Annotated in this window: 23 protein-coding genes and 1 pseudogene; 9 read left to right on the forward strand and 15 right to left on the reverse strand. The window is 69.1% G+C overall.

All coding sequences use genetic code 11. From position 1 onward, the window contains the following. Positions 1 to 23: 23 nt before the first annotated feature. From IEZ21_RS43820 to IEZ21_RS48720, 3 genes are all read left to right on the forward strand, one after another. The gene (locus IEZ21_RS43820; protein ID WP_189327388.1) at positions 24 to 1295 is read left to right on the forward strand and encodes an FxsB family cyclophane-forming radical SAM/SPASM peptide maturase; all 1272 of its coding nucleotides are present in this window, start codon (positions 24 to 26) and stop codon (positions 1293 to 1295) included. A gap of 35 nt (positions 1296 to 1330) precedes the next feature. Beyond that, positions 1331 to 3157 (forward strand): AAC(3) family N-acetyltransferase, encoded by a 1827-nt coding sequence (locus IEZ21_RS48715; protein ID WP_189327389.1) that lies wholly within the window; start codon positions 1331 to 1333, stop codon positions 3155 to 3157. 78 nt (positions 3158 to 3235) lie between these two features. Then, on the forward strand, positions 3236 to 3892 hold the full coding sequence (locus IEZ21_RS48720; protein WP_308429716.1) for a helix-turn-helix domain-containing protein: 657 nt from the start codon (positions 3236 to 3238) through the stop codon (positions 3890 to 3892). Here IEZ21_RS48720 and IEZ21_RS43835 read toward each other — a convergent pair. Both IEZ21_RS43835 and IEZ21_RS43840 read right to left on the reverse strand, forming a co-directional pair. After that, positions 3820 to 4383 carry an NUDIX domain-containing protein gene (locus IEZ21_RS43835; RefSeq protein ID WP_506004894.1) on the reverse strand — a complete coding sequence of 188 codons (564 nt, stop codon included), beginning with the start codon at positions 4381 to 4383 and terminating at the stop codon, positions 3820 to 3822. The genes IEZ21_RS48720 and IEZ21_RS43835 overlap by 73 nt on opposite strands. 20 nt (positions 4384 to 4403) lie before the next feature. Further along, positions 4404 to 5081 carry a hypothetical protein gene (locus IEZ21_RS43840; protein WP_189327391.1) on the reverse strand — a complete coding sequence of 226 codons (678 nt, stop codon included), beginning with the start codon at positions 5079 to 5081 and terminating at the stop codon, positions 4404 to 4406. Positions 5082 to 5354: 273 nt separating this feature from the next. Here IEZ21_RS43840 and IEZ21_RS43845 point away from each other — a divergent pair. Beyond that, a pseudogene (locus IEZ21_RS43845) lies at positions 5355 to 5558 on the forward strand (dihydrofolate reductase family protein); the annotation flags it as partial. A gap of 37 nt (positions 5559 to 5595) precedes the next feature. Here the strand turns inward: IEZ21_RS43845 and IEZ21_RS43850 are convergent. Beyond that, positions 5596 to 6225, reverse strand: coding sequence for a TetR/AcrR family transcriptional regulator (locus IEZ21_RS43850; protein ID WP_246568825.1), 630 nt, complete (start codon positions 6223 to 6225; stop codon positions 5596 to 5598). A gap of 252 nt (positions 6226 to 6477) precedes the next feature. Between IEZ21_RS43850 and IEZ21_RS43855 the strand changes: the two genes are divergently transcribed. Further along, positions 6478 to 7533 (forward strand): aldo/keto reductase, encoded by a 1056-nt coding sequence (locus tag IEZ21_RS43855; RefSeq protein WP_189327393.1) that lies wholly within the window; start codon positions 6478 to 6480, stop codon positions 7531 to 7533. A gap of 320 nt (positions 7534 to 7853) precedes the next feature. Further along, a complete protein-coding gene (locus IEZ21_RS43860) occupies positions 7854 to 8552 on the forward strand; it encodes an SDR family oxidoreductase (protein ID WP_189327394.1) in 699 nt (232 codons plus the stop codon). Between the two features lies 1 nt (position 8553). Here IEZ21_RS43860 and IEZ21_RS43865 read toward each other — a convergent pair whose 3' ends face one another. Next, the gene (locus IEZ21_RS43865; protein ID WP_189327395.1) at positions 8554 to 8715 is read right to left on the reverse strand and encodes a hypothetical protein; all 162 of its coding nucleotides are present in this window, start codon (positions 8713 to 8715) and stop codon (positions 8554 to 8556) included. A 255-nt stretch (positions 8716 to 8970) separates the two neighbouring features. Between IEZ21_RS43865 and IEZ21_RS43870 the strand changes: the two genes are divergently transcribed. Both IEZ21_RS43870 and IEZ21_RS43875 read left to right on the forward strand, forming a co-directional pair. Continuing rightward, entirely contained in the window at positions 8971 to 9882 is a 912-nt protein-coding gene (locus tag IEZ21_RS43870; protein WP_189327396.1) for an alpha/beta hydrolase, read from the forward strand. 107 nt (positions 9883 to 9989) lie between these two features. Beyond that, positions 9990 to 10676: a hemerythrin domain-containing protein gene (locus IEZ21_RS43875; RefSeq protein ID WP_189327397.1), complete on the forward strand. Its 687-nt coding sequence runs from the start codon at positions 9990 to 9992 to the stop codon at positions 10674 to 10676. Positions 10677 to 10727: 51 nt separating this feature from the next. On the opposite strand, the gene IEZ21_RS43880 is transcribed toward IEZ21_RS43875, so the two are convergent. The 8 genes from IEZ21_RS43880 to IEZ21_RS48215 all read right to left on the reverse strand — a co-directional run bounded on the left by IEZ21_RS43880 (position 10728) and on the right by IEZ21_RS48215 (position 17565). Continuing rightward, a complete protein-coding gene (locus IEZ21_RS43880; protein ID WP_189327410.1) occupies positions 10728 to 11201 on the reverse strand; it encodes a winged helix-turn-helix transcriptional regulator in 474 nt (157 codons plus the stop codon). Between the two features lie 425 nt (positions 11202 to 11626). Further along, positions 11627 to 11977 (reverse strand): DoxX family protein, encoded by a 351-nt coding sequence (locus IEZ21_RS43885; RefSeq protein WP_189327398.1) that lies wholly within the window; start codon positions 11975 to 11977, stop codon positions 11627 to 11629. A gap of 204 nt (positions 11978 to 12181) precedes the next feature. Further along, positions 12182 to 13279, reverse strand: coding sequence for an SMP-30/gluconolactonase/LRE family protein (locus tag IEZ21_RS43890; RefSeq protein WP_246568829.1), 1098 nt, complete (start codon positions 13277 to 13279; stop codon positions 12182 to 12184). Between the two features lie 109 nt (positions 13280 to 13388). Beyond that, positions 13389 to 14204, reverse strand: coding sequence for an oxidoreductase (locus tag IEZ21_RS43895; RefSeq protein WP_189327399.1), 816 nt, complete (start codon positions 14202 to 14204; stop codon positions 13389 to 13391). 126 nt (positions 14205 to 14330) lie between these two features. Continuing rightward, entirely contained in the window at positions 14331 to 15161 is an 831-nt protein-coding gene (locus tag IEZ21_RS43900) for an enoyl-CoA hydratase/isomerase family protein (RefSeq protein WP_189327400.1), read from the reverse strand. 119 nt (positions 15162 to 15280) lie between these two features. Then, entirely contained in the window at positions 15281 to 16087 is an 807-nt protein-coding gene (locus tag IEZ21_RS43905) for a strictosidine synthase (RefSeq protein ID WP_246568832.1), read from the reverse strand. A gap of 33 nt (positions 16088 to 16120) precedes the next feature. Continuing rightward, the gene (locus IEZ21_RS43910; protein ID WP_246568834.1) at positions 16121 to 17296 is read right to left on the reverse strand and encodes an alpha/beta fold hydrolase; all 1176 of its coding nucleotides are present in this window, start codon (positions 17294 to 17296) and stop codon (positions 16121 to 16123) included. A 14-nt stretch (positions 17297 to 17310) separates the two neighbouring features. Then, positions 17311 to 17565, reverse strand: a complete 255-nt coding sequence (locus tag IEZ21_RS48215) for a zinc-binding dehydrogenase (RefSeq protein WP_246568836.1) — start codon at positions 17563 to 17565, stop codon at positions 17311 to 17313. Here IEZ21_RS48215 and IEZ21_RS48220 point away from each other — a divergent pair. Next, positions 17452 to 17760 (forward strand): hypothetical protein, encoded by a 309-nt coding sequence (locus IEZ21_RS48220; protein ID WP_246568838.1) that lies wholly within the window; start codon positions 17452 to 17454, stop codon positions 17758 to 17760. The genes IEZ21_RS48215 and IEZ21_RS48220 overlap by 114 nt on opposite strands. 75 nt (positions 17761 to 17835) lie before the next feature. On the opposite strand, the gene IEZ21_RS43920 is transcribed toward IEZ21_RS48220, so the two are convergent. The 3 genes from IEZ21_RS43920 to IEZ21_RS43930 all read right to left on the reverse strand — a co-directional run bounded on the left by IEZ21_RS43920 (position 17836) and on the right by IEZ21_RS43930 (position 21211). Beyond that, positions 17836 to 18387, reverse strand: a complete 552-nt coding sequence (locus IEZ21_RS43920; RefSeq protein ID WP_189327401.1) for an ester cyclase — start codon at positions 18385 to 18387, stop codon at positions 17836 to 17838. Between the two features lie 288 nt (positions 18388 to 18675). After that, on the reverse strand, positions 18676 to 19953 hold the full coding sequence (locus IEZ21_RS43925; protein WP_213089427.1) for a PQQ-dependent sugar dehydrogenase: 1278 nt from the start codon (positions 19951 to 19953) through the stop codon (positions 18676 to 18678). A 322-nt stretch (positions 19954 to 20275) separates the two neighbouring features. Further along, complete coding sequence (locus IEZ21_RS43930; protein ID WP_189327402.1) at positions 20276 to 21211, reverse strand: alpha/beta hydrolase; 936 nt, start codon at positions 21209 to 21211, stop codon at positions 20276 to 20278. Positions 21212 to 21381 lie beyond the last annotated feature (170 nt).

Consider the following 21381-nt stretch of genomic DNA (forward strand, 5'->3'; position numbering starts at 1 on the left):
TCGCACCCGAGCGATCGAGGCCCATGCACGCCACCCGGTCCACGCCTTACGAGCCGTACGGTCCGCGAGAGCAGCCGCCTCACGCGACGCTGCCCTTCCGCCAGTTCCTGCTGAAGATCCACAGTCGCTGTGATCTGGCCTGCGCCTACTGCTACATGTACGAGGCCGCCGACCAGAGCTGGCGCGAGCGACCACGCCGTATGGAGCTGGAAACCGTCCGTCGCACGGCCCGGCTGATCACCGAACACGCCCGGCAGCACGAGTTGGCGACGGTGCACGTCGTGCTGCACGGCGGTGAGCCCCTCCTGGTCGGCGCGGAGCATCTGGACGCCACGCTGCATGTGCTCGCCGACTGCCTGGCACCGGTCGCCGAACTGCGTGTGACCTTGCAGACCAACGGGGTACGGCTGGCCGAGGACCCGGCCCTGCTGCCCGTGCTCGACCGGTACGGGGTCCGGCTCGGCATCAGCCTGGACGGACCGGCAGCCGTCCACGACCGCCATCGGCGGCGGCCGGACGGGCGCGGCAGTCACGCCGCTGTCGCGCGCTCGCTGCGGTTGCTTACGAAGGGACCGTACCGGCGGCTGTTCGCGGGGCTGTTGTGCGTGGTGGACACGGACGCCGATCCCGTGGACACGTACGAAGCCCTGCTCGCGTTCGCCCCGCCCCGGCTCGATCTGCTGCTGCCGCACGGCACCTGGGGCACCCCGCCACCCGGCCTGGAGGACCGCACTTCTCCCCCGGCCGCGCCACCGGTCCTGGCCGCGCCGGCCCGGTCCGCCCCGTACGGCGACTGGCTGCGTGCCGTCTTCGACCGCTGGTACGACGCTCCCCGCCGGGAGACCGGCATCCGGCTCTTCGAGGAGATCATGACGCTCCTGCTGGGTGGCACCTCACGCAGCGAAGCCGTCGGGCTGACCCCGGTCGACCTGGTCGTCGTCGAGACCGACGGGGCGATCGACCAGGCGGACTCGCTCAAGGTCTCCTATCCGGGAGCCCCGGCGACCGGGCTCGACGTGTTCCACAACACCTTCGCCGACGCCGCCGCACACCCTGCCTTCCAGGCCCGTCAGCGGGGGCTGGCCGGGCTCGGCCCGGTGTGCCGTTCCTGTCCGCGCGCCCGCGTCTGCGGAGGGGGTCTGTACGCCCACCGGTACGCCCCCTTGGCCGGTCCCGTCTTCTCGGCACCGTCGGTCTACTGCGCCGATCTCGCGCTGCTCGTGGACCACATCGCCGGGCGGCTGCGGCGGGACGTCGCCGAACTGGTCGTGCCACGGCGGGAAGCGGCCCGGTGAGCGGCGGGGCGAGAGCGGGCACGGGACGTGAACAAGTGCCCGACGCCGGACGGTACTTCATCCCACCCCACACCTTCGCGGCGCTGGCGCGCGCCCGCGGTGGCACCGAGGCCGTGACGCTGCTGCGCTCCGGTCAGCTCAGCAAGCGGAAGCTGCTGGTGCGGGCGCTGCACCAGGCGGCGGTGCGCCGGGAACCGGCCGGTGCAGGGCTCGACGCTGTGTACCCCCAGCTGCTCGACCTCAGTCGCCGGGACCCCAAGGCCTGGCGGGCCGTCATGCTCCACCCCTACCTGGACGAGGGGCTGGCACGGGCCCTGGTGGTGCTGGAGCGCGGCGAGGAGATCGAGACGGAGTGGCTCACCTGGTGGGAGCGGCTCTTGGCCGGTTCGCCCGGGGGAGACTGGCCGGTGGTGCGGGCGGAGTACGGCGGACAGGTCCTGCAGCTGCGGCTCGCTGACAGCGGGCCCTTCCGCGACGCTCATGGGCACACCCTCGACGGGCCGCTCACCGGGGAGCGGACCCGCCACTGGGAGAAGGCCCTGTCCGCAGCCTGGGAGGTGCTCGTGCAGCGGCACCCCTGGCATGTCCGCGCGATGGCGGCCTGCCTGACCACGCTGGTGCCGCTGCGGCCCGGATCCGACGGGGCCTCGGTCAGCTCGACGGCCCGGCGGGCCTACGGCGCCGTCGCAGCCTCGCTCCAGGACGATCCTTCCCTCCTGGCGCTGACCCTCGTACACGAGTTCCTGCACGTCCAACTCGGTGCCCTGCTGGACCTGTTGCCTCTGCACGGCCCGCCGACCGGCGTGCGCCACCACGCCCCCTGGCGTCCGGACCCACGGCCGGCCGGGGCGCTGTTGCAGGGGGCGTACGCACATCTCGGCGTGACCGACTTCTGGCGGGCCGAACTCGCCGTCGGCGGGAAGCGCGCCCGGCGCGAGTACGCCACCTGGCGCGGGCATACCGCCGACGCCGCGGGAACGCTGCTGGACAGCGGGGAACTGCTGCCCGCGGGTGTGCGGTTCGTGACGGAGATGCGGGATGCCGTGCGCCGCCCGCCGGTCGCGTCCGGCGGCTCCGGGAAACCGCGGACCAAGGGCGCTCTCGCCGCCGACCTGCGGGCCCTCGGGCTGCGGGCGGGGGACACCGTCCTGGTGCATGCCTCACTGCGAGCGCTGGGACCGGTGACGGGCGGCGCGGAGACGGTCGTGGACGCGCTGCGGGACGTGCTCGGCCCGGCCGGCACGCTGGTGGCGTACACACAGACACCGGACAACTCCGATCCGGCCCGCTGGCACCTCACCCGCGGGTACGCCGTGCCGGAGGAACACTGGGCCGGGCTGCGGGCCCGGCTGCCCGCGTTCGACCCGTCACGTACTCCCAGTTTCGGCGTGGGGGTCCTGCCGGAGACGGTGCGGATCCGGCCCGGTGCGCTGCGCAGCGCCCATCCGCAGAGCTCCTTCGCGGCTCTGGGGTCCCAGGCCCGGTATGTCACCGAGGAACACGCGCCCGACTGTCACCTGGGGGATCGGTCGCCGCTGGCCCGGCTGGAGCGGCTCGGTGCGCGGGTGCTGCTGCTGGGCGTGGGGTACGACGTGTGCACGGCCTTCCATCTCGCGGAGTACCGGGTTCCCGGGCGGCCGCGGCTGCCGTACGCGTGCGTGGTCGCCGACGAGCAGGGCCGGCGGGCCTGGTACCACTACAGCGACATCGTCCTCGACGCGTCGCCGTTCGTGGAACTGGGCCGGGTCTACGAGGCCACCGGGGCGGTGGCCCGGGGGCGCGTCGGCGATGCGGAGTGCCGCCTGCTCGACCTGGCCCCGGCCGTGGCCCACGCGGCCGAGCAACTCGGTGCCCACGCCTGACGCCCGGGCGGCGGGCCCCGATCGTCCTCCCAGTGTGATGCGCCAGAAATTCTGAGGGTTGATTGGCACCTTCTTTTCATGGCGCGTCGAGGCCCTGCTGCTGTGGAGATCGTTCTCTCCGAGGACGAGCGTGTCGAGCTTGTGCGCCGGGCGGAGTTACCGGACCGGCGCGCGGCTGAGCGGGCCCGGATCATCCTGGCATGCGCTGACGGGATATCGAATGAGGGTGTTGCGCAGGCGGTTGGTGCCGGCGTGAAGACGGTACGCAAGTGGCGCGGCAAGTTCGCCGCGCAGCGGCCGGCGGGGCTTGAGGACGAGGGACCCATCGGCCGGCCGAAGGCTGAGCTGGTGTTGACCGACGGCGAGCGGGCCCAGCTGGTGCGCTGGGCGCGGCGGGCGAGGACCGCCCAGTACCTCGCCCTGCGGGCGAAGATCGTGCTGCGGTGCGCCGAGGGCGTGATGAACAAGCAGGTGGCAGCGGATCTGGGGGTGGACGGCGAGGTCGGCCGCGCCCTCGCCGACCGTCTCGCGCGGATGACCGGCGGCAACCCCGGACCGGCCGTTCCACGTTCGCCGCAGGCGCCTGCGGTTTGCCCGCCTACGGCGGGGAGTTCCTTCCGCCATGCCGGCGGGCCCGCTCGGCTCACACGCCTGAGGCCAGCTCAACTCTGTAGGTGGGAGGCGGCCACCGCCAGGACCAGGGCGGCGCTGGGCGCGCACCGCAAGCGGCCGTGAAGAGCCTCCCGGGCAGCGTCGGCCAGAGGCACATGATGTACGCGCAGGTCCGCTTCGGCCGGTTCAGGGGCTGCCGGGCCGGGGGTCAGGTGCTCGGCGCGCCACAGGTGGACCCGCGCGGAGGTCGTGCCGGGCAGCGGAAAGAGGTCTCCCTGGCTGGTCCAAACGCCGCCCAGGTAACCGGTCTCCTCGGCCAGCTCCCGGCGAGCGGCCGCCTGCGGATTTTCGTCGTCCGGATCGACTGTGCCGCCGGGCAGTTGCCACAGGGGTCCCACGAGGTAGTGGTACTGCTCGACCACGAGCAGACGGCCGTCGACGAGCGCCGCGATTCGCACCTGATCCGGCGTTTCGACCCAGTCGTAGGGGCCTTGCCCGCCGTCGGGGCGTGTCACCACATCACGCCTCACTCCAAAGTGGGGGGTGGAGAGCAAGCGCTCCTCGCTATGGCATGTCCACGGCCCTCGCTGCTCCATGGCCGTACGGTACGGCATCCCCGTCCTGGCCCTGCCACCTACTCCTCCCGGGCTCGGGGCAGCAGATGTGCGCCGTCAGCGCTGAGCCGGCTTGCTGCTGTTGCACCGAGCATGGCCTCTGCGTCCCGGACACCGGCCAGACGGGCGAACGCCAACACGTACTGCTGGGAGTGGTCCTGTACTTCTCGCAGATCCGCACGGCATTCGGAGGCCTGAGACCACTCCGACTCGGATCGACCGGGATGGTCCTCTTCGAAGGCACGCAGACGAGGGTGCCATTTCGAGAGGAAAGGACGAAGTTCCGCGTTGAGGAAGTTCACCGCCAGTGCCTCCACGGTGAGACCGGCCCTCACGTGCGTCGAGGGACGGCTGACCTTCAACGTCTCGCGAGTGGTCGCGAACAGCCCGTACAGCGACGTCATGGTTTCCCTGAGCAGCCCTTCGTCATCCTGGAGCCGCTGAACGGACACTCGTGTCACCGACTCGATGAAGAGCTGCCAGGCGACCTGTCGCGCGTCGTTGTTCACAACGAAGGTCAGTTCGCTCAACTGCGGCACAGTGACGCGGACTTCAGTCAAACGTGCCGCGCGCCGATAGACATCGAGACCGACGGCCACGAGCGCCCCGGCGAGCCCTCCGGTCACGGCGAACAGATAGGTGCCTCCCGTACGGCTGATCGCGTACACACAGATGCCGACCGCCGCACCAGAAATCATCGAAAGGGCAATACGCCATATCTGCCCAGCAGTCATACTCGTCCCGTTCCTCCCCAGCTGCCTTCCGGTCCGTATCGGCCCTGGCCGTACGCATCCTGGACTGCATGTGAACACTGCAGCACACCAACCACTCACATCCGAGTGGCATCTCGCGCCATCGCACTCCGTATAGTCGCGCACGTTCCACAGCACCGACATATGTACGGACACTGGTGACCGCGGACAGGTCTTCGACACCGCCGACGTCTACGACGGCCCGCAAACAGCGGACATGGCCAAATCGGCGGCGCGACGCTCGCCGCCGAGGCGGCCGCGTCGGGTCTGATCGACGAGTACCGGGCCAGGGTCTACCCGGTGCTGGTCGGCGGTGGCATCCCGTTCTTCCCCCAGCACGAGCGCCGGGTGGATCTCGAACTCGTCGAGACCCGCACCTTCAGCTCGAGAATCGTCTACCTCCGCTACCGCGTGGCGCGTTAGCCGGCTCGTCCGCCGAGCCCTGGGAGGAACGGGCCGGTCAGTGACGTTGAGAAGACGTCACCGGCCTCATCACGGAGACGCCGGCGAGGGCGGCATCGACCAACGACTCCGCGATGGATCGCGCGCACGCGGCGGTGTGGCTGCTGTTGAGTGCGGTACCGCGTGCGGCCGCGCCGTCGAAGAGCAGTGCCAGTTGCTCACCGAGGGTTTCCGGGTCGGCGACGCCGGCCTGCCGTGCGATGTCTGTGAGGCGGCGGGCGAACTCCCTCTTGTACGCCGCGGCCAGTTGGTGGGCGGAATGTCCGGGGTCGGGCACCTCGGCGCTGACGTTCAGGAACGGGCATCCCCGGAACGGAGCGGTGGTTTCCGGCCGCTTCCAGTCGAAGACGGCGAGGAGCTGCTCACGTGGGCTCGGTGTCGGCCGGTCGGGCGACGGGGGGACGGGCAGGAGAGCGTCCACCAGGGACTGCAGGTATGCCCCGACGAGCTCGTCCTTGCTCGGGAAGTGCGTATAGAGGGTGCGTTTCGATACTTCGGCGACGGTCGACAGCTGGTCCATCCCGGTCGCGTTGACCCCCTGCGCCGTGAACAGCTGGGTCGCCGCTTTGAGGATCCGTTCCCGGGCGCCACGCCCACGACGCCGACGTACGGGGTGAGATTCGGTCACACCCTTAAGCATACCGATCGTTTTACATAAGCCTGTGAGCCAGCTACGGTGAAGCCTTAAGTAGACCGATCGTCTTACTTAACCACGCCCCGCATCGCGCTGTACGCGGATGGGCGGTTCCGCCGGCGCCGCACCCGTCCAGGGCGCACTCGGTGCCCCCTTCACGCCCCGGCCGGGCCAACGTCCGGACCGGCGCCTGACAGGCCGCCGCCCACCCCGACCGTCGATGCGAAATAGCACCAAGGAGACCTGATGCGTTACACGACCTTCGGACGACGGACCGGACTGCGCGTCTCCGAGTACGCACTCGGCACGGGGAACTTCGGCACCGGCTGGGGTGCCGGTGCCGAGCCGGACGAGGCTCGCCGGATGTTCGACAGGTTCGCCGAGGCCGGCGGTACGTTTCTCGATACCGCGGACGGCTACCAGTTCGGCGAGTCCGAAGAACTGGTGGGGAAGTTCGTCGCCGCCGACCGGGACCACTTCGTCCTGGCCACCAAGTTCACCAACGGAGCCACTCCGCGGCCCGGCATCTCCAGGACGGGCAACAGCCGCAAGAACATGGTCACTTCGCTGGAGGCGAGCCTGAAGCGCCTCGGCACCGACTACATCGACCTGTACTGGGTCCACTTCCCCGACGACCTCACACCCATGGAGGAGATTCTGCGCGGACTTGACGACCTGGTCGGCTCCGGCAAGATCCTCCACGCCGCCCTGTCCAACTTCCCCGCATGGCGCGTCTCCCGCGCCGCCACCCTCGCCGACCTGAAGAACTGGGCACCCGTCGCCGGCATCCAGATCGAGTACAGCCTCGTCGAGAGGACCCCCGACCGCGAACTGCTGCCGATGGCCGAGAGCCTGGGCCTCGGCGCCGCCCTGTGGTCCCCGCTCGGCGGTGGGCTGCTCACCGGCAAGTACCGCCGCAGCGCCGAGGGGCGGCTGAGCGATCTCAAGACGCTCGTGCACACCGAGAGCACCGACCAGAAGACCGCCGTCGTCGACACCGTCCTGGCCATCGCCGAGGAGACCGGCGCGACGCCCGCCCAGGTGTCGGTGGCCTGGCTGCGTGAGCGTGCCGCCCAGGCGTCGACCTCGTTCGTGCCGATCATCGGCCCGCGCAACCTCACCCAGCTCGACGACTACCTGGGCGCCCTGGACGTCCAGCTCACCCCGAAGCAGTTCGCGCGCCTGTCGGACGTCAGCGCAATCCCCCTCGGAGTGCCCCACGAGGCGACCACCGGCGCCCGAGACGCCGTCCAGGGCGGTAACGTCTCCCTCGTCACCCAGCCCGCAGTGCCCGTGGCCTGAGCTGCGGATCCTGCTGCCGACGGCCCGGTCCGCACCAACTCCGACTTCTCGCTCGCCGTCGAGCACGGCACGCCGGCGCCCTCTCGCCGTCGGCGACTGCGGCGTCGACGGTGTTGCCGCCCCGGGGCAGGAGCGCCTCTCCGATGGACCGCCAAAGGGGTCTGCCGTGCGCACGGCAGACCCCTTTCGCATTGGTCGTGGGTACGGCCGACGCACCAGGGACAGGACGCACCCTCTCCGCAGACCGCTTGCGCTCACCGACTCCTACCGCTTAAGATTACGGTCATACTTCAATAAACCTACTTCACCAGGAGCCCTCCATGGACCTCTCCACCAGCACCGCCCTTGTCACCGGAGCCAACCGTGGCTTCGGCCGGGCCCTCGCCGCCGAGCTGCTCAGCCGCGGCGCCACCGTCTACGCCGGCGCCCGCAACCCCGACCAGGTGGACTTGCCGGGCGTCAGGCCGATCGCGCTCGACATCACCGACCCCGCCTCCGTCGCGGCCGCCGCCAAGGCCACCGGCGACGTGACCATCCTGGTCAACAACGCGGGGTCCTCCACCGGCGCGGACCTGCTGGCCGCCGGCCTGGACGACATCCGCCTGGAGATGGACACCCACTTCTTCGGCACCCTCTCGGTGGCCCGCGCCTTCGCACCCCAGATCGCGGCCAACGGCGGCGGGGCGATCCTGAACGTCCTGTCCGGCCTGTCCTGGGTCAGCTTCCCGGACTTCGGCGCCTACTGCGCCGCCAAGTCCGCCGAGTGGTCGCTCACCAACGCCCTGCGCCTGCAACTCGCCGACCAGGGCATCCGCGTGGCCGGCCTGCACGTCGGCTACATGGACACCGACATGGTCCGAGCCGTCGACGCGGCCAAGTCCGATCCCGCCGACATCGCGCGGATCGCCGTGGACGGCATCGCCGCCGGCGCCTACGAGATCGTCGCGGACGACGCCTCCCGCCAGGCGCAGGCCGCACTGGCCGGAGGCGTCTCCGTGCTCTACCCGCAGCTCTCCTGAGTCACATCGCCTCCGGCGCCAACAACGCCGTCCGCGAGGTCGGCTCGTCCAGCCACTGAGCGTCGTCGGCGATGACCAGCACCGGCCGCTTGTCGGCCAGCTCGCCGACAAGCGTCAGTACCGCCACACCGATCAGAAACCGGTCCGCCACGTCACCGCTCATCCCGAGCGCCCCGTTCAGAGCCTTGGCCTGCGGCTCCGGGAGCGTACCGATCCGCTCCGTTGTTCAACCACGTTCGGCAATCCCATGACGGATGCGGTGACGGATGCGCTTCCAGCGCTCCGACTCGTAGCGTCGTGCGCGACCAGTGCACCCGCAAACTCAACTGGATGCCTGGCTGACGCCGCCCTCCCCATACACATCGACCTGACTGCGCGCGACAAGCGGGCGCAGCATGCCCTGAAAAGGAATATCACCATGGGAATCAGTCCAGAAGCACAGCAGTTCGTGGAGTTCCTCGCGAGCACGAACGCGAAGTTGGTCACACCCGGCCTCGACCTGGCCATCGTCCGCGACATCGCCGACTCGCACCACAAGGCGTCGACCGAGCCGGAAGGCGTCACCTACGCCGAGGTCGACGCGGACGGCGTCCCCGCCCTATGGGCCATCCCCGAGGGCGCCGACCCCGACAAGGCACTGCTCCACTTCCACTTCGGCGGATCGGTCACCGCCTCCATGCACTCCGACCGCAAGGCCGCCGGCCACATCGCCAAGGCGGCCGGCGCCCGCTCCCTCGTCGTGGACTTCCGCCTGGCACCCGAGCACCCCTACCCCGCCCAGCTCGACGACACCGAGACGGCCTACCGGTGGCTGCTCTCCCAGGGCTACGAGCCGCGGAACATCGGCAGCACGGGCCACTCGATCGGCGGATCCCTCGCGGTGATGCTGCCGCTGCGCCTCCTCGCCAAGGGCGAGGCCACCCCGGGCGCGATCGTCAGCGTCTCACCGTGGACCGACCTCACCATCCAGAACCCGTCGGTGGACGCGAACGAAGACAACGACAAGATGCTCAGCCGGAACACCCTCGAGCTCTTCCGCGGAGCCTGGCTGCAGGACCCCGCGGTGGACTTCGCCGACCCGCAGATCAGCCTCGTGAACGCCGACCTGACCGGCCTGCCGCCCACGACCGTCCACTACGGCGAGTACGAGACCCTCGCCGACGACGGCGCCCAGCTCGGCCGCCGCCTCGCGGACTTCAAGGTCACCTCCGAGGTCCACCCGATGCCCGAGGGCCAGCACTCCTTCGTCCTGGGCGCCGGACGCGTACCCGAGGTGGACCAGGCGATCCAGCAGATGGGCCAGTGGCTCCGTAAGCACCTCGGCGCCTGAACATAAGAACCCTCGTCACCGTCGGTGGTCCTCCGCACCGAGGACCACCGGCTTCCATCCCCGGACCAGCCCCGACTCGGCGAGGCCGGCCGCAAAGGAGACGACTGATGACTACGAACGCCACGCCTGGCGATGCCCTGCACGGCCCCGGCCTGACCGACGTTCGCGACATGGTCATGGCACATGACGCGTTCCGCCGCGCCCTGCGCTCCAGCGCGTCACTGGTGAGAGCGGTCAACGACGGTGACCGTAAACGGGCCGGCGTGCTCGCCGACCACCTGGAGTTGATGCTCGGCCTGCTCGTCCACCATCACGAGGGCGAGGACGCGTTGCTGTGGCCCATGCTGCTGCAGCGTGTGCCCGAGAAACTGGCTCCCCTGGTGCACCTGATGCAGTCCCAGCACGAGGCGGTGCACGGGATGCTCGACGAGGTCACCGCCCTGATCCCGCACTGGCGAGCCAACCCCACCAGCGCGGCCCGCAGCCGGCTGGCCGACCGCGTCGAGCACCTCCTCGTCCTGCTGGAGGAGCACCTGCATGACGAGGAGAAGCATCTCCTGCCGGTCGCCGCACGCACCGTCACCCAGCCCGAGTGGGACGCGGTCGCCGAACGCAACCTCAAGAGCCTGCCGCCGTCCAAGGCCCCCATGATCTTCGGCCTCTTCATGGAGGTCGGTGCCCCGGAGATCATCGCGCAGCAACTCGCCAAGGCGCCTGCGCCGATCCGTCTGCTGCTGCGCCTCACCGCCCGCCCCGCCTGGCGCCGCTACCAGGCCCGCGTTTTCGACGCCTGACGATCGCCCGGCAGCATCGGGTTACGGAAAGCTGACGGAGGAGTCCTCAGCTCACTCGGGCGACCTCATACGAAACGCCGGGCCGGGGACGCTCTCGATGTCCTCCGCCTGCACCGGGTGGCCTCGCTCGCAGCGAATCTCGACGTCGACGTGCGCGCCGCACTCACGGTGTCGCGTCAGCACCGCCGGCCCCTCCGGGTCGGCGCGGTAACGGTCACCCCACTGCAGCAGCCCCATCACGGCCGGCACCAGATCCACGCCCTTGGGCGTGATCACGTACTTCGGCCGACTCCGCGAACCGGGCTCCTTGTACGTCTCGGTCGCCAGGATCCCTTCCTCCACCAGCATCCGGAGCCGCGCCGCGAGGAGGTTGCGAGGACAGCCGAGGACACGTTCGAAGTCACCGAACCGGGATGAGCCGTACCACACCTCACGCAGGATCAGGATCGTCCACTTCTCACCCACGATCTCAAGGGTCCGCGCGATCGAGCAGTTGGACGTGTCCCGGTCGAGTCGGGGGTCCATGCCGGTGTCTTCAAGAACTTCGGTCCACGCATCCATGGGAGCGATAGTAGCCGCTTGGGTTTATTTTTAGATACTCAGCCTTCGATGCCACGATCGGCGTCGGCACCATCCTGTCGCTCTCGCCGTTGGCGATGAGCGCGGGCTGATGGATGACGGAGAGGATCCCAGCGAGCACCAGGTACGTGCCGCGCCAGGAGAACTGGTCGCCCACCTGATCGGCACTGCTGGCGCCCCGCCCCGGACTGCGCGCCGTAGCCGCCCGCAAGTCCGAGACTGTCCGGGCGGCCGGCGTGGGTCTCCCGGACACTGCCGGCGCCAGCCGTCCCGGAGCGACTTGCCTCCAGCCCGGACGCTGGAGGCAAGTGCCCGGCAGTGGCTGCGCCGTGTGCTCGTGGAGCTGGTCCGATCGCGATCGTGGAGCACGATCAGACCGTCGCGAAGCCCAGCACCAGCGGAGCCACGGCAACGAGCATGATGACGGCCGGGATACCGACCCCCTTCTTGTCGCCTCCACGGAGGTGCGTGATCACGGCGCCCAGGAAGTACAGGACGACACCGATCGCCGCCGCGATGCCCAACGGTCGGTAGGCGATACCGACGAGCAGCCCCAGAGCACCCGCGATCTTGACCAGGCCGAGCGGCAAGAACCAGCTGTCGGGCACCCCGAGCGCCTTGAGCCCTTCTGTGATCTTCGGATCGCGGGTGATGTCGGGAACGGCGGAGAAGACCAGCAGCAGGGACACCGCGACAGCGAGGACGACATAGGCGATGAACACGGAGAACTCCGGAGGGAGAAGGGGACCGTCGATCGGTCCGGGAATACAGGGCGGCAAGCGAGGAGCCGGCCCCGCGCCGAAAGCTTGGCGGAGAGCCGCCGACGGAAGGGCGGAGTAGGCCAGCCGCGTACCGCACGATGCGTTCCTCCATCGCGGCAGCCGGGGCGTGTGCCCCGGCTGCCGCCCTGATCAGGTCAGGTCGGGTCAGTGTGCCGCGTGGGCAAGGAGCGCCGTGAAGTTGATCCTTCCGGCCTGCAGTTTCGGGTCGTGGGGCTCGGGGACGCCGCCGTTGGTGATGTACAGCCTGTTGCCGCGAACCGCGGTCGCCGAGGGTGAGGCGAGACCGTCCTCGCTGGTCAGGACGGGCTTGTAGGTGCCGTTCGGGTAGACCACCACGACCCTGTCCGGACCGTTCTGCGAGGAGGAGCCGTTCTGCGCCACGAACACCACGTCGGAGCGGGAGGTCAGGAAGCTGAAATCGTCGATGTTGGGCAGGCCCTCCGCGACAGGGCGGATGGGACCAGCCGCGCCGGTGCCGGTGACCGGTACCCGCAGCAGTGTTCCCTTGTTGAAGTTGCTGACCCACAGGGCACCGTTGTGGAACCTGAGCCCGTTGGCACCGATCGGCAGGGCTTCGGTCGGCACCGGCGCGAGAGCGGCATCGGTCAGCCACGGGGTCGCCGATCCGCCCGAGACGGGAACGGACCAGATGGTGCCCTTCAGGCTGTCCGCGATGTAGAGGGTGCGTCCGGCCGCATCGATGGCCAGCCCGTTGGGGCCCGAGTCGGCGGGCAGAGCGGCGATGCGCTCAGGGCTGCCGTCCCCACGCAACGCGTACACGCCGTTCCTGGCCGCGTTGCCCGGGGCCCACAACGCGTAGTAGACGGTGCCGTCACTGCCACGGGTGTTGCCGCTGATCGCCTCACCCACCTGCCCGGTGACGAGCACGGTGCGCTCTCCGGACGCGGAGATACGCATCAGCTGCGGCCCATGGGTGCGCTCGCACACCGCGCAACTGCCGAGCATCGACAGGGTCACCGAACCGTCGGGGTTGGCGGTGATGTTCTCGGGGATCTCGCCGGCGGCGTAGTCGAACGTCGCCTCGGTCCGTACGTCGGTGACAACGGATCCGCGATACGAGTACCCCGAGGACCCCGAGTGTCCCGTTCCCGCGGACGCGGACGGCGCCGACCCCAGGACGGCCGCGGACGCGGTGACCGCCAGCGCGATGGAGACGTTCCTCTTCAGAAAACGTCTCGCGCTCGATGCACTGCGCCGGGCCGTTTGCTGGCGTTGCTGCATGACTCTCCTTGGCAAATTCAACGAGTGACTGATCAATGGACTTTCGGCGACATCAGAGAGGTCGGAGACATCCGGGCGGAACCGGCGCTTTTGAAGCCGGACCGGGATGTCAGCCGGGCAGGTGGCTGGTCTTGCGGATCTGCTTGTCGAATGTTCCGGCGGGGACGAGGCGGCGGGCCGCGCTGACGCGTGAGGCCAGCGGGCCGGCGGTGTAGCGCAGCTTCGGCTTCTTGTCGGTGGCCGCGGTGACGATCGTTTTGGCGACGACGGCGGGGTCGTCGCCGTCCTTCATCGCCTGCTCGATCATCGCGTCGAAGTCGCGCCGTCGCTCCGCGTACAGGGGCAGCGGGGTGTCGGGCTGCGCGGCGTTGGTGTCGAAGCTGGTCTTGGTGTAGGCGGGCTGGACGAGGAGGACCCTCACGCCGTGCTCGCGGACCTCGTGGTCCAGCGACTCGGAGTAGCCCTCGATGGCGTGCTTGGAGGCGACGTAGAGGGCCATGAAGGGCTGGGGGGCGATGCCGAGGACGGAGGAGATGTTGATGACGCGTCCACCTCCCTGGGAGCGCATGTGCGGCAGGACGGCCTTCGTCATACGCATGACACCGAGGACGTTGATGTTGAAGATGCGCTGGGCCTGGGCGACGGAGTTCTCCTCGACGGCGCCCGCCGAGCCGATGCCGGCGTTGTTGACCAGGACGTCGATGCGGCCGAACCGGTCGACCACCTCTGCGACCGCGGTGGTGGCCGAGTCATCACTGGCCACGTCGAGATCGAGGTAGGTCACCCCGTCGGGCGGGGTGAGTTGGGAGGTCTTGCGGCCGGTGCCGATCACCTCGAAACCCGCCGCGGCCAGGGCGCTGGCCGTCTCCTTGCCGATCCCCGATGTGGCACCTGTCACGAGCGCCACCGGCCGAGTTGTCGTCATCACGAGCTCCCTTGGTTTTTGAATTACGTTCGTACGCCTTACGTTCGTACGACCATATGGCGGTCGTCGACCGATGGCAAGTGGTCACGTCCGGCGATCCGAGAAAGACCCGGGAAACGCGAGGTGTCAGCGTTGCTGGTTGGCGGTGCCGATGTAATGCCCGAGGCGGTACTCGAAGTCGATGCCGGCCTGCTCGACGACGGCCTGCGTTTCGGCGGCGCGAGCGAGGAACCCGGGGAGGGTAAGGGAGTGGGCGAACTCGCGGTAGGCGGCGACCAGATCCGCGTCCGGGGGCAGGGATGCCCGGTTGATCTGGGCTTTGGCCGAGGCGAGTGAGGTGCGGTCGAAGGAGGCGAGCCGGGCGACGATCGTGTCGACGAAGGCGTCGAGTTCGCTGTCGGGGAGGGCACGGGTGGTCCAGCCCCAGCGTTCGGCGGTGTCGGCGTCGTAGTCGTCGCTGGTGAGGATGGCTTCCAGGGCGCGGTCGCGTCCGATGGCGCGCGGGAGGCGTTCGCTGCCGCCACCGCCGGGGAGCAGTCCGCTGCCGACCTCCGGCTGCCCGAAGATCGCTTTCTCCCGGCTGGCGTACCGCAGATCGAGGGCGAGGGCGAGTTCGTTCCCGCCGCCGCGGGTGCGTCCGCGGATGGCCGCGATGGTGATGTAGGGCGCCTTGGAAAGCTTCAGGACCAGATCCGTCCACGCCGGCACTGCCTTCTCGTCCTCGGGGGCGGGGAAGTCGGCGGCGGCGGCCAGGTCGAAGTGGTTGTAGAAGAAGTCGGGGGTGGCGCTGTCGAACACCACGACCTGGATGTCCGGGTCGGTGGCCAGTTCCTCGACGATCTGGATGAGGCGCAGGACGGTCTCGCCGGCGATGAGGTTGACGGGCGGGTTGGCGAAGGTGATCTTCGCGACCTGGGGTGAGGTGCGCTCGTAGTGGATGGTGCTTTGCTCGCTCATGGTCTGGTTCCAGATGTGTGAGGGATATCGGATGGCGACGGGGCGTCAGTGGGACGGGGACGCCTGAGGCGGATGGGTTGCCGAGCAGGTCCGGCGGTCCTGCTCCCGGCCGTTGCCGCTCACTCCTGGTAGTGCGGGAGGATGTCGCCGTTCTTGACGTAGGTGAGGGCGGCGGTGACGTCGTAGGCGTGGATCGCGGAGACCAGCGGTGCCAGCTGGTCGGACAGGTCCTGGATCACGTCGGCGGTGAAGAAGGCGTCCCGTGCCGCGGTGTCGGTGAACCCGAGCATGAGGGAGGCGTGGAAGTGCTGGTCGTGGGGGTTGTCGTGGGCGACGTTCGGGGTGTCCCAGAGCTTTTCGATCCAGGGCAGGAACGTCTGGGTGCGCAGCTCCTTCAGCACTCCGGTGCCGGCGAGTGCGGGGACGAGCTGCTTCTTGACGAGCTTCCGGAACTCACCCGCACCGGCCCCGTCTCTGCGGCGCAGGTAGACCAGGGCGCGGGCACCGACCTTCTCTCCCGGGCCTGCGACGTCGTACCAGCGGGATGAGTTCGGCGGGCCGGCGTAGAGCAGGGTGCGGCGGAACACGTTGATCTCGTCCTGGTAGGCCAGATTCGTCTGCTTGCGCCCCTGCGCGGGCGCAAGCGCCGATCGGAAGGTGACTTCCGCGACGCCGTCGATCTTCCGGTCGACGGGGATCGAGGTCTCCACTCCGTCGGTCGCCGGCCACCGGCCCGGGTTGTGCTCGGCGAGGTGGATCTGGCGGTACTCCTCCAGGCCCGGGGTGGCGGAGATGATCCCTGAGTGCGGGCCCTTCCAGTAGTCCATGCCGGTCTGACGGGGCTGGTCGGTGCGCACCCACAACAGGATCGAGGAGGTGAAGTGCTTCTTCACGTCCAGTTGCGCGGCGGCCGGTGGCATGCTCATGGTGTTGCCTTTCTCTTCCTGGTCAGGCGGTGGTCAACGGGCGAGGAACTCGACCGCGACCGGGGCGAACTCCTCGTAGTACTGGAAGATGCCGCCGTGGCCGGAGCCGGGGTAGATGATCAGTTCGCTGTCCTTGATGCGCCGGTGCAGGTCCTCGGAGAGGTTCGAGGGGACCATGCGGTCGTTGTCGCCGTTGGCGATCAGCGTGGGATGGGTGAGCTTCGACAGGTCGTCGGGGGTGGAGCGCCCCCACTTCGTGATCGCCCTCAGCTGCGTCTGGAACGCCTTGACCTTGATCTTCGCGTCGCGGTCGACGGTGCGTTCCTTGAGCCGGTTGACGAACGCGCGCGCGGCGGCCTTGCCGACGGGGTCGCGGTTGAAGAACAGGAACTCCTTGGGGTCCGACCGGGTCAAGGTGGCGCGCAGCGTGTCCCAGTACGTGGTGGCGACGACCTTGTCGATGTCCTTGCCGCCCTTGGGCCCGGTGCCGGTGAGGACGAGTTTGCGGACGAGCTCGGGGTGCTTCACCACCAGGGCCTGGGCGACGAAGCCGCCGAGGGAGAAGGAGAAGATGTCGATCTTGTCGAAGCCGAGCGCCGAGATGAAGGCGTAGGCATCGTCGGCCATGGCCTCGACGCTGTCCGGCACCTGGCCGGTGGAGGCTCCGACACCGCGGTTGTCGAAGGCGATGACGTGACGACCCTTGGCGATGGGGTCGATGATGCGCGGGTCCCAGTTGTCCAGGGTCGCGGCCAGGTGGACGAAGAAGACGACGGGGATGCCGCCCTTGGGCCCCAGCTCGCGGTAGGCGTAGGTGACACCGCCGGCGGTGATGGTGCGGGCCGGGGCATTCGCGTAGGAGGTGATGACGGGTTCGTTCGGGGTGGCGTTGGTGCTCATGGTGGCTTCTCCTTGCTTGTTCTGTGCCGGTGCGGTTCGGGCCGCCCGTCGCGGTCGCGGCGGGATCAGTAGTCGCCGGTGATGACTTGCTTTGCCGCGGGCGTCACCATGGGGCAGGGACTGCATCGCCTGCGGGGCCTGGCCGAAACCGGACATTTTTCCCGCGACCGGGCGCACCACGCCTTGGTCGACGAGGGCGGTGATCTGGCGAAGCTGATCGCCGCTGGCGTGTACGAACAGGAACCCGTACATCTCGCCGCGCTTCTTCGCCTGCTTGCGGATCTTGTTGCTGAGGCCTGCGACGGCCAAGGGCATCAGCGGGTTCAGGCCGGCCTCGCGGGCGAACGCGGGGTTGGGGGACCGGCGATCCCGATGGCTTTACCGCCGGGCTTGAGCACCCATAGGCGCTTCTCCAGTTTCTCTCCCCCGAGGCTGTCCGGCACCAGGTCGTAGACATCCAGGTGATGCTCGAAGTTCTGGGCGCGGTAGTCGATCACCGTGTCGGCCCCGACTCGCGCACGAAGCCCGTGTTCGAGCAGTCGGCGGTCGTGGCGCCGGCCCCGAAACTGCCGGACCATCCGGCCTACCGGCAGATCATGACGGTGTTCGCCGCGGCCGACGCGCCGCTGCGGGCGCGGCAGGTGTACGAGGCGATGGACCTGGAGATCGTGCCCAGCAACATCAACAACACCCGCCTGAAGCTCAAGCGGCTGACCGAGCACGGAATCCTGGTCGAGGCCGAGCAGGGCTTGTTCACCCAGCCGCGGCCGTAGCCGCCCGGCGACGCCGCGGCCGGCCCGCCTGCCCCTCCCGAAAGGGTGAAACAGTCATCAACTCACGTAACCCTCTCAGGACTGCAACTGAGCGAAGAGTGTCGCCAGGTCGATGAGGCCCCAGGCCTCGGTGATCTTCCCGTCGACCACCCTGAACATACGGAACTCCAGCACTTTGATGGGTCGGCCGGTGGCGGGAGTGCCGTTGAACGGCCGGGTGCTCGTGCCGGCCCAGATGAAGCCGATCGCGAGCCAATCGTCCTCGGCGACGACACGGACCGGCGTGAAGGTGATGTCGGGGAACGCGTCGAAGACCGACGCCACCACCGCGCGGTTCTCCTCGACGCCGGTGGTGGTGCCGTCGGCGGCGTACAGGCGAGCGTCCGGCGCGAACAGGGCGAACGCGCCGTCGGTGTCCCGCAGGTTGAGTTGCCTGATCAACTCATCGGCAAACTGGTGCAAGTCGGCGGTGGACGTTCGGGTTTCGACGTTCGAGGAAGACATGTGCTTCTCCAATGTGGATGGACGGAGCGGCTCCGCCCCGGTGATGGACAGCGGAATCGGGTCGAACAGGCGGGTTGGACGAGCAGGGTCTGGCACGTTTCCGGCCTGCGTGAGCGCGACCACCCCTTCCGGGCCCGGGACGCGCCGGTCACGAGCGTCACCACCGGGAGGGCGGCCACTCATTAACTTACGATCGTAATGTTATCGGGGTGACCGAGAGGCCGCAAGCGAGTTCCGAGGCGAGTGGGGTCGTGTGGCGGCCTACCGGTCGAGCACCGGGGCACGCCGTCAGCCGTGAACGTCACGGCGGAGAACGGGGCGCAGTGTGTGCGGCAGCGAGCGCGCCGCGTCGGCGATGACGAACACCTGACGATCACCCGGAAGACCATCACTGCTCTCGCGGACCGCCTCTCAGTCGGTGGCGGTGGGCCGGTCCCAGCCTTCCCAGCGCAGGAGGCGGCCGGTCCCGGCCTTGGCCTCGACACCGTGGTCGGTCATCTCGAATTCGCCGAAGTCCAGGACGTACAGGGCCGGATCACCGGGCGCGAAGCCGACATCGATGGGCCGGTGCAGGTCGGGCTCGGACGGCAGGCCACGGGTGGACCAGCCGTCCGGGTCGACCATCAGCAGGTGTCGGCCGAGTTTCGGTCCGCCCGGTGGGAGCGTCATCGGGGCCTCGTCCCCGAACAGCGTGATCACCAGCTGTCCGGCGAGCGGGGAACTCGGCGGGGCGACGGCGAACTTGGTCGCCGCGACGTGTGCCTCGAAGTCCAGCACGGCTTGCTCCGGGGGCGGAAGCCGGTCGTGGTTGGCGAGCAGGAACGTGGGCTGGGGGCCGCGCTGGGGCTTGAACCTGGGGTCGGTCACCGGGGTCCCGCCGATGAAGTCCGGCCAGCCGTACCATGCGCCCTCGCGCACTTCGAACAGCAGGTCGGGCGCGTCTCCGATGGGACGGCTGCCCCGGTCGTCCGCTCCCTGATCCACCGCGAGGAGCCGGCCGTCCGGCAGGAACCCGAGTCCGAAGGCATTGCGCAGTCCCCAGGCCACCAGTTCCAGGTTGCCGCCGTCGAGGTCGCAGCGCATGACGGCCGCGGAGCAGGGCAGTGCGGCGGCGATCTGCTGACCGGGACGGGTGGCGGTGCCGAAGGGGACGAACGCGCCGGTGACGGCCTGCGCGCCGGGTGTGCTGGTCAGCGGGTCGCGGGTGGTGACGTTGACGCCGGTCAGCTCTATGTCGAGACCGGGAAGATCGTACGAATGCGGGAGCCGGCCCAGCCAGCCGAGTTCGTAGGCGTCCAGGCCGATGATCCCCAGGTTGGACATCGCTCCCTGAGCGAAGTACAGCTTGTCGTCGGGGCCCGTCACCGCCATGTCGACGTGGTAGTTGCCGGGGCCGGGCAGGCCGTCGACGATGACGGTGCGCTGCCCGTCGGGACCGATCCGGGTGATCTGGCCGGCACCGCCCTCGGACACGTACAGGTAGCCCTGGTGCCACAGAAGTCCAGTCACCGGAGGGGCCAACTGGTCGGCGATGAGCCGGCGGTCGGCGCCGTCTTTGCCGAGACGCCAGATCCGGCCGCCCGGTGCGGCACCGCCGAAAGGCAGCCCTGACTCGGCCACATAGACTCCGTGGTCGTCGTCGAAGGCCAGGCTGGTCGGGAAATCCAGCCCGTCGGCCACTGCGGTCATGCCGTATCTCCATCTTTGGTGTGTGGGGGGGGACGTTTTCGTGGGTTCGGCCTTCCCACAAGTAGTCGCAGGAGCCGAAACCGCCTCCCGGAGAAATCCGACGGACCGTCATGTCCGACGGAGGCTCATGGACGGCAGGGCGTCACGCCCTGGCGGGCACTGTCATTGCCTACATCCCCGACGTTATGGATGAAGGGATGGAAGCGGATCCGTCACCGTATCCGTCATGGAGCTGCCAATGCGGTCGAGCTGTCTGCGTCGAGGTCCCCGTGGAGTCTGACTGACTCGACCCCAACGCCCAACGTGTGGACTCGGTCTGCCTTTACTTTCGGTCGGCCCACAGTGCGCCCTCCAGCGCCCGTGCCTGTCGGCGCCAGAATTCCCGCGAGACCTCGGCCTTGGGAAACACCAGGTCGAAGGCGTGGAAAGCGCCGGGGACGACGTCGAGGTCGCAGGGGACGCCGCTGTCACTCAGCCGACGCGCATACTCGACGTCTTCGTCGTGGAAGAGATCGAGGGTGCCGACGCCGATCCAGGCCGGAGGAAGACCGGTGAGATCCTCGCGGCGGGCTGCGGCCGCGTACGGGGAGACCTCCGGGCCCGCGACGGCGTCGCCGAGGTAGGACGACCAGGCGTACCGGTTGCTCTTGGGCGTCCAGAGGCGCACCTTGAGGGTGTCCAGGTCGGTTCTCGTCGTCGTGCGGTCGTCCAGCATGGGATAGAGCAGCAGTTGGAACACCGGCCGGATCTCGGCCCGGTCATGGGCGAGCAGTGCGAGGGCGGCGGCGATTCCGCCGCCTGCGCTGGCACCGCCGATCGCGATGCGATCGATGTCGATGTGCAGGTCGCCCGCGCGCTCGGCCAGTCCACGCAGCGCGGCGTAGGCGTCCTCGACCGCGGCGGGTGCGGGATGGTCCGGCGCCAGTCGATAACGGACCGCGGCGACGGTGATGCCGAGCTCGCGGGCGAAGGCGATGTTCGTACGGTCGTCCAGCTCGGGTGCGCCCATGATCGTCCCGCCTCCGTGTATCCAGAGCAGCGCCGGAGCCGCTGCCTTCAGGCCGGTCGGCTGGAAGACGCGAAGCGAGACGGACGGTGCATCCTTCGGCCCGGGCACGACCAGCTCCTGAACCGTGACGCCCGTTCCTGGATCGGTCGGGCGTATCTTCCGGCTCCGCACGATGCGCGACGACAGGCGTCCGACGGACACATTGGGGATGAAGCGACCTCGTGCGAGATCGGGGTGGAAGGTACTCATCGGGTCCTCGTTTCTTCCCCTCATGGAGGGTGTACGGAATCGCCCGGCCGGTGGTCGGCCTCGAGAGTGGGGACGGTCATCAAGCCGGTGCGACGGATGCCGTCGCGCAGTTGCTCGCCGGCCAACGTGCATCGTGATCGTTCTCAGGCGCGAGATCGTTCTCAGGCGCG

The sequence above is a fragment of the Streptomyces flaveus genome (genome assembly GCF_014647675.1).
Classification (GTDB): Bacteria; Actinomycetota; Actinomycetes; order Streptomycetales; family Streptomycetaceae; genus Streptomyces; species Streptomyces flaveus.

Excerpts from the sequence above, each read along its gene's own strand:
- IEZ21_RS43820 (WP_189327388.1), top strand. The coding sequence starts at position 24 with ATGCACGCCACCCGGTCCACGCCTTACGAGCCGTACGGTCCGCGAGAG.
- IEZ21_RS48720 (WP_308429716.1), top strand. The coding sequence starts at position 3,236 with ATGGCGCGTCGAGGCCCTGCTGCTGTGGAGATCGTTCTCTCCGAGGAC.
- IEZ21_RS43835 (WP_506004894.1), bottom strand. The coding sequence starts at position 4,383 with ATGCCGTACCGTACGGCCATGGAGCAGCGAGGGCCGTGGACATGCCAT.
- IEZ21_RS43840 (WP_189327391.1), bottom strand. The coding sequence starts at position 5,081 with ATGATTTCTGGTGCGGCGGTCGGCATCTGTGTGTACGCGATCAGCCGT.
- IEZ21_RS43855 (WP_189327393.1), top strand. The coding sequence starts at position 6,478 with ATGCGTTACACGACCTTCGGACGACGGACCGGACTGCGCGTCTCCGAG.
- IEZ21_RS43860 (WP_189327394.1), top strand. The coding sequence starts at position 7,854 with ATGGACCTCTCCACCAGCACCGCCCTTGTCACCGGAGCCAACCGTGGC.
- IEZ21_RS43865 (WP_189327395.1), bottom strand. The coding sequence starts at position 8,715 with ATGAGCGGTGACGTGGCGGACCGGTTTCTGATCGGTGTGGCGGTACTG.
- IEZ21_RS43870 (WP_189327396.1), top strand. The coding sequence starts at position 8,971 with ATGGGAATCAGTCCAGAAGCACAGCAGTTCGTGGAGTTCCTCGCGAGC.
- IEZ21_RS43875 (WP_189327397.1), top strand. The coding sequence starts at position 9,990 with ATGACTACGAACGCCACGCCTGGCGATGCCCTGCACGGCCCCGGCCTG.
- IEZ21_RS43880 (WP_189327410.1), bottom strand. The coding sequence starts at position 11,201 with ATGGACCCCCGACTCGACCGGGACACGTCCAACTGCTCGATCGCGCGG.
- IEZ21_RS43890 (WP_246568829.1), bottom strand. The coding sequence starts at position 13,279 with ATGCAGCAACGCCAGCAAACGGCCCGGCGCAGTGCATCGAGCGCGAGA.
- IEZ21_RS43895 (WP_189327399.1), bottom strand. The coding sequence starts at position 14,204 with ATGACGACAACTCGGCCGGTGGCGCTCGTGACAGGTGCCACATCGGGG.
- IEZ21_RS43900 (WP_189327400.1), bottom strand. The coding sequence starts at position 15,161 with ATGAGCGAGCAAAGCACCATCCACTACGAGCGCACCTCACCCCAGGTC.
- IEZ21_RS43905 (WP_246568832.1), bottom strand. The coding sequence starts at position 16,087 with ATGAGCATGCCACCGGCCGCCGCGCAACTGGACGTGAAGAAGCACTTC.
- IEZ21_RS48220 (WP_246568838.1), top strand. The coding sequence starts at position 17,452 with ATGCTCGAAGTTCTGGGCGCGGTAGTCGATCACCGTGTCGGCCCCGAC.
- IEZ21_RS48215 (WP_246568836.1), bottom strand. The coding sequence starts at position 17,565 with ATGGTCCGGCAGTTTCGGGGCCGGCGCCACGACCGCCGACTGCTCGAA.
- IEZ21_RS43925 (WP_213089427.1), bottom strand. The coding sequence starts at position 19,953 with ATGACCGCAGTGGCCGACGGGCTGGATTTCCCGACCAGCCTGGCCTTC.
- IEZ21_RS43930 (WP_189327402.1), bottom strand. The coding sequence starts at position 21,211 with ATGAGTACCTTCCACCCCGATCTCGCACGAGGTCGCTTCATCCCCAAT.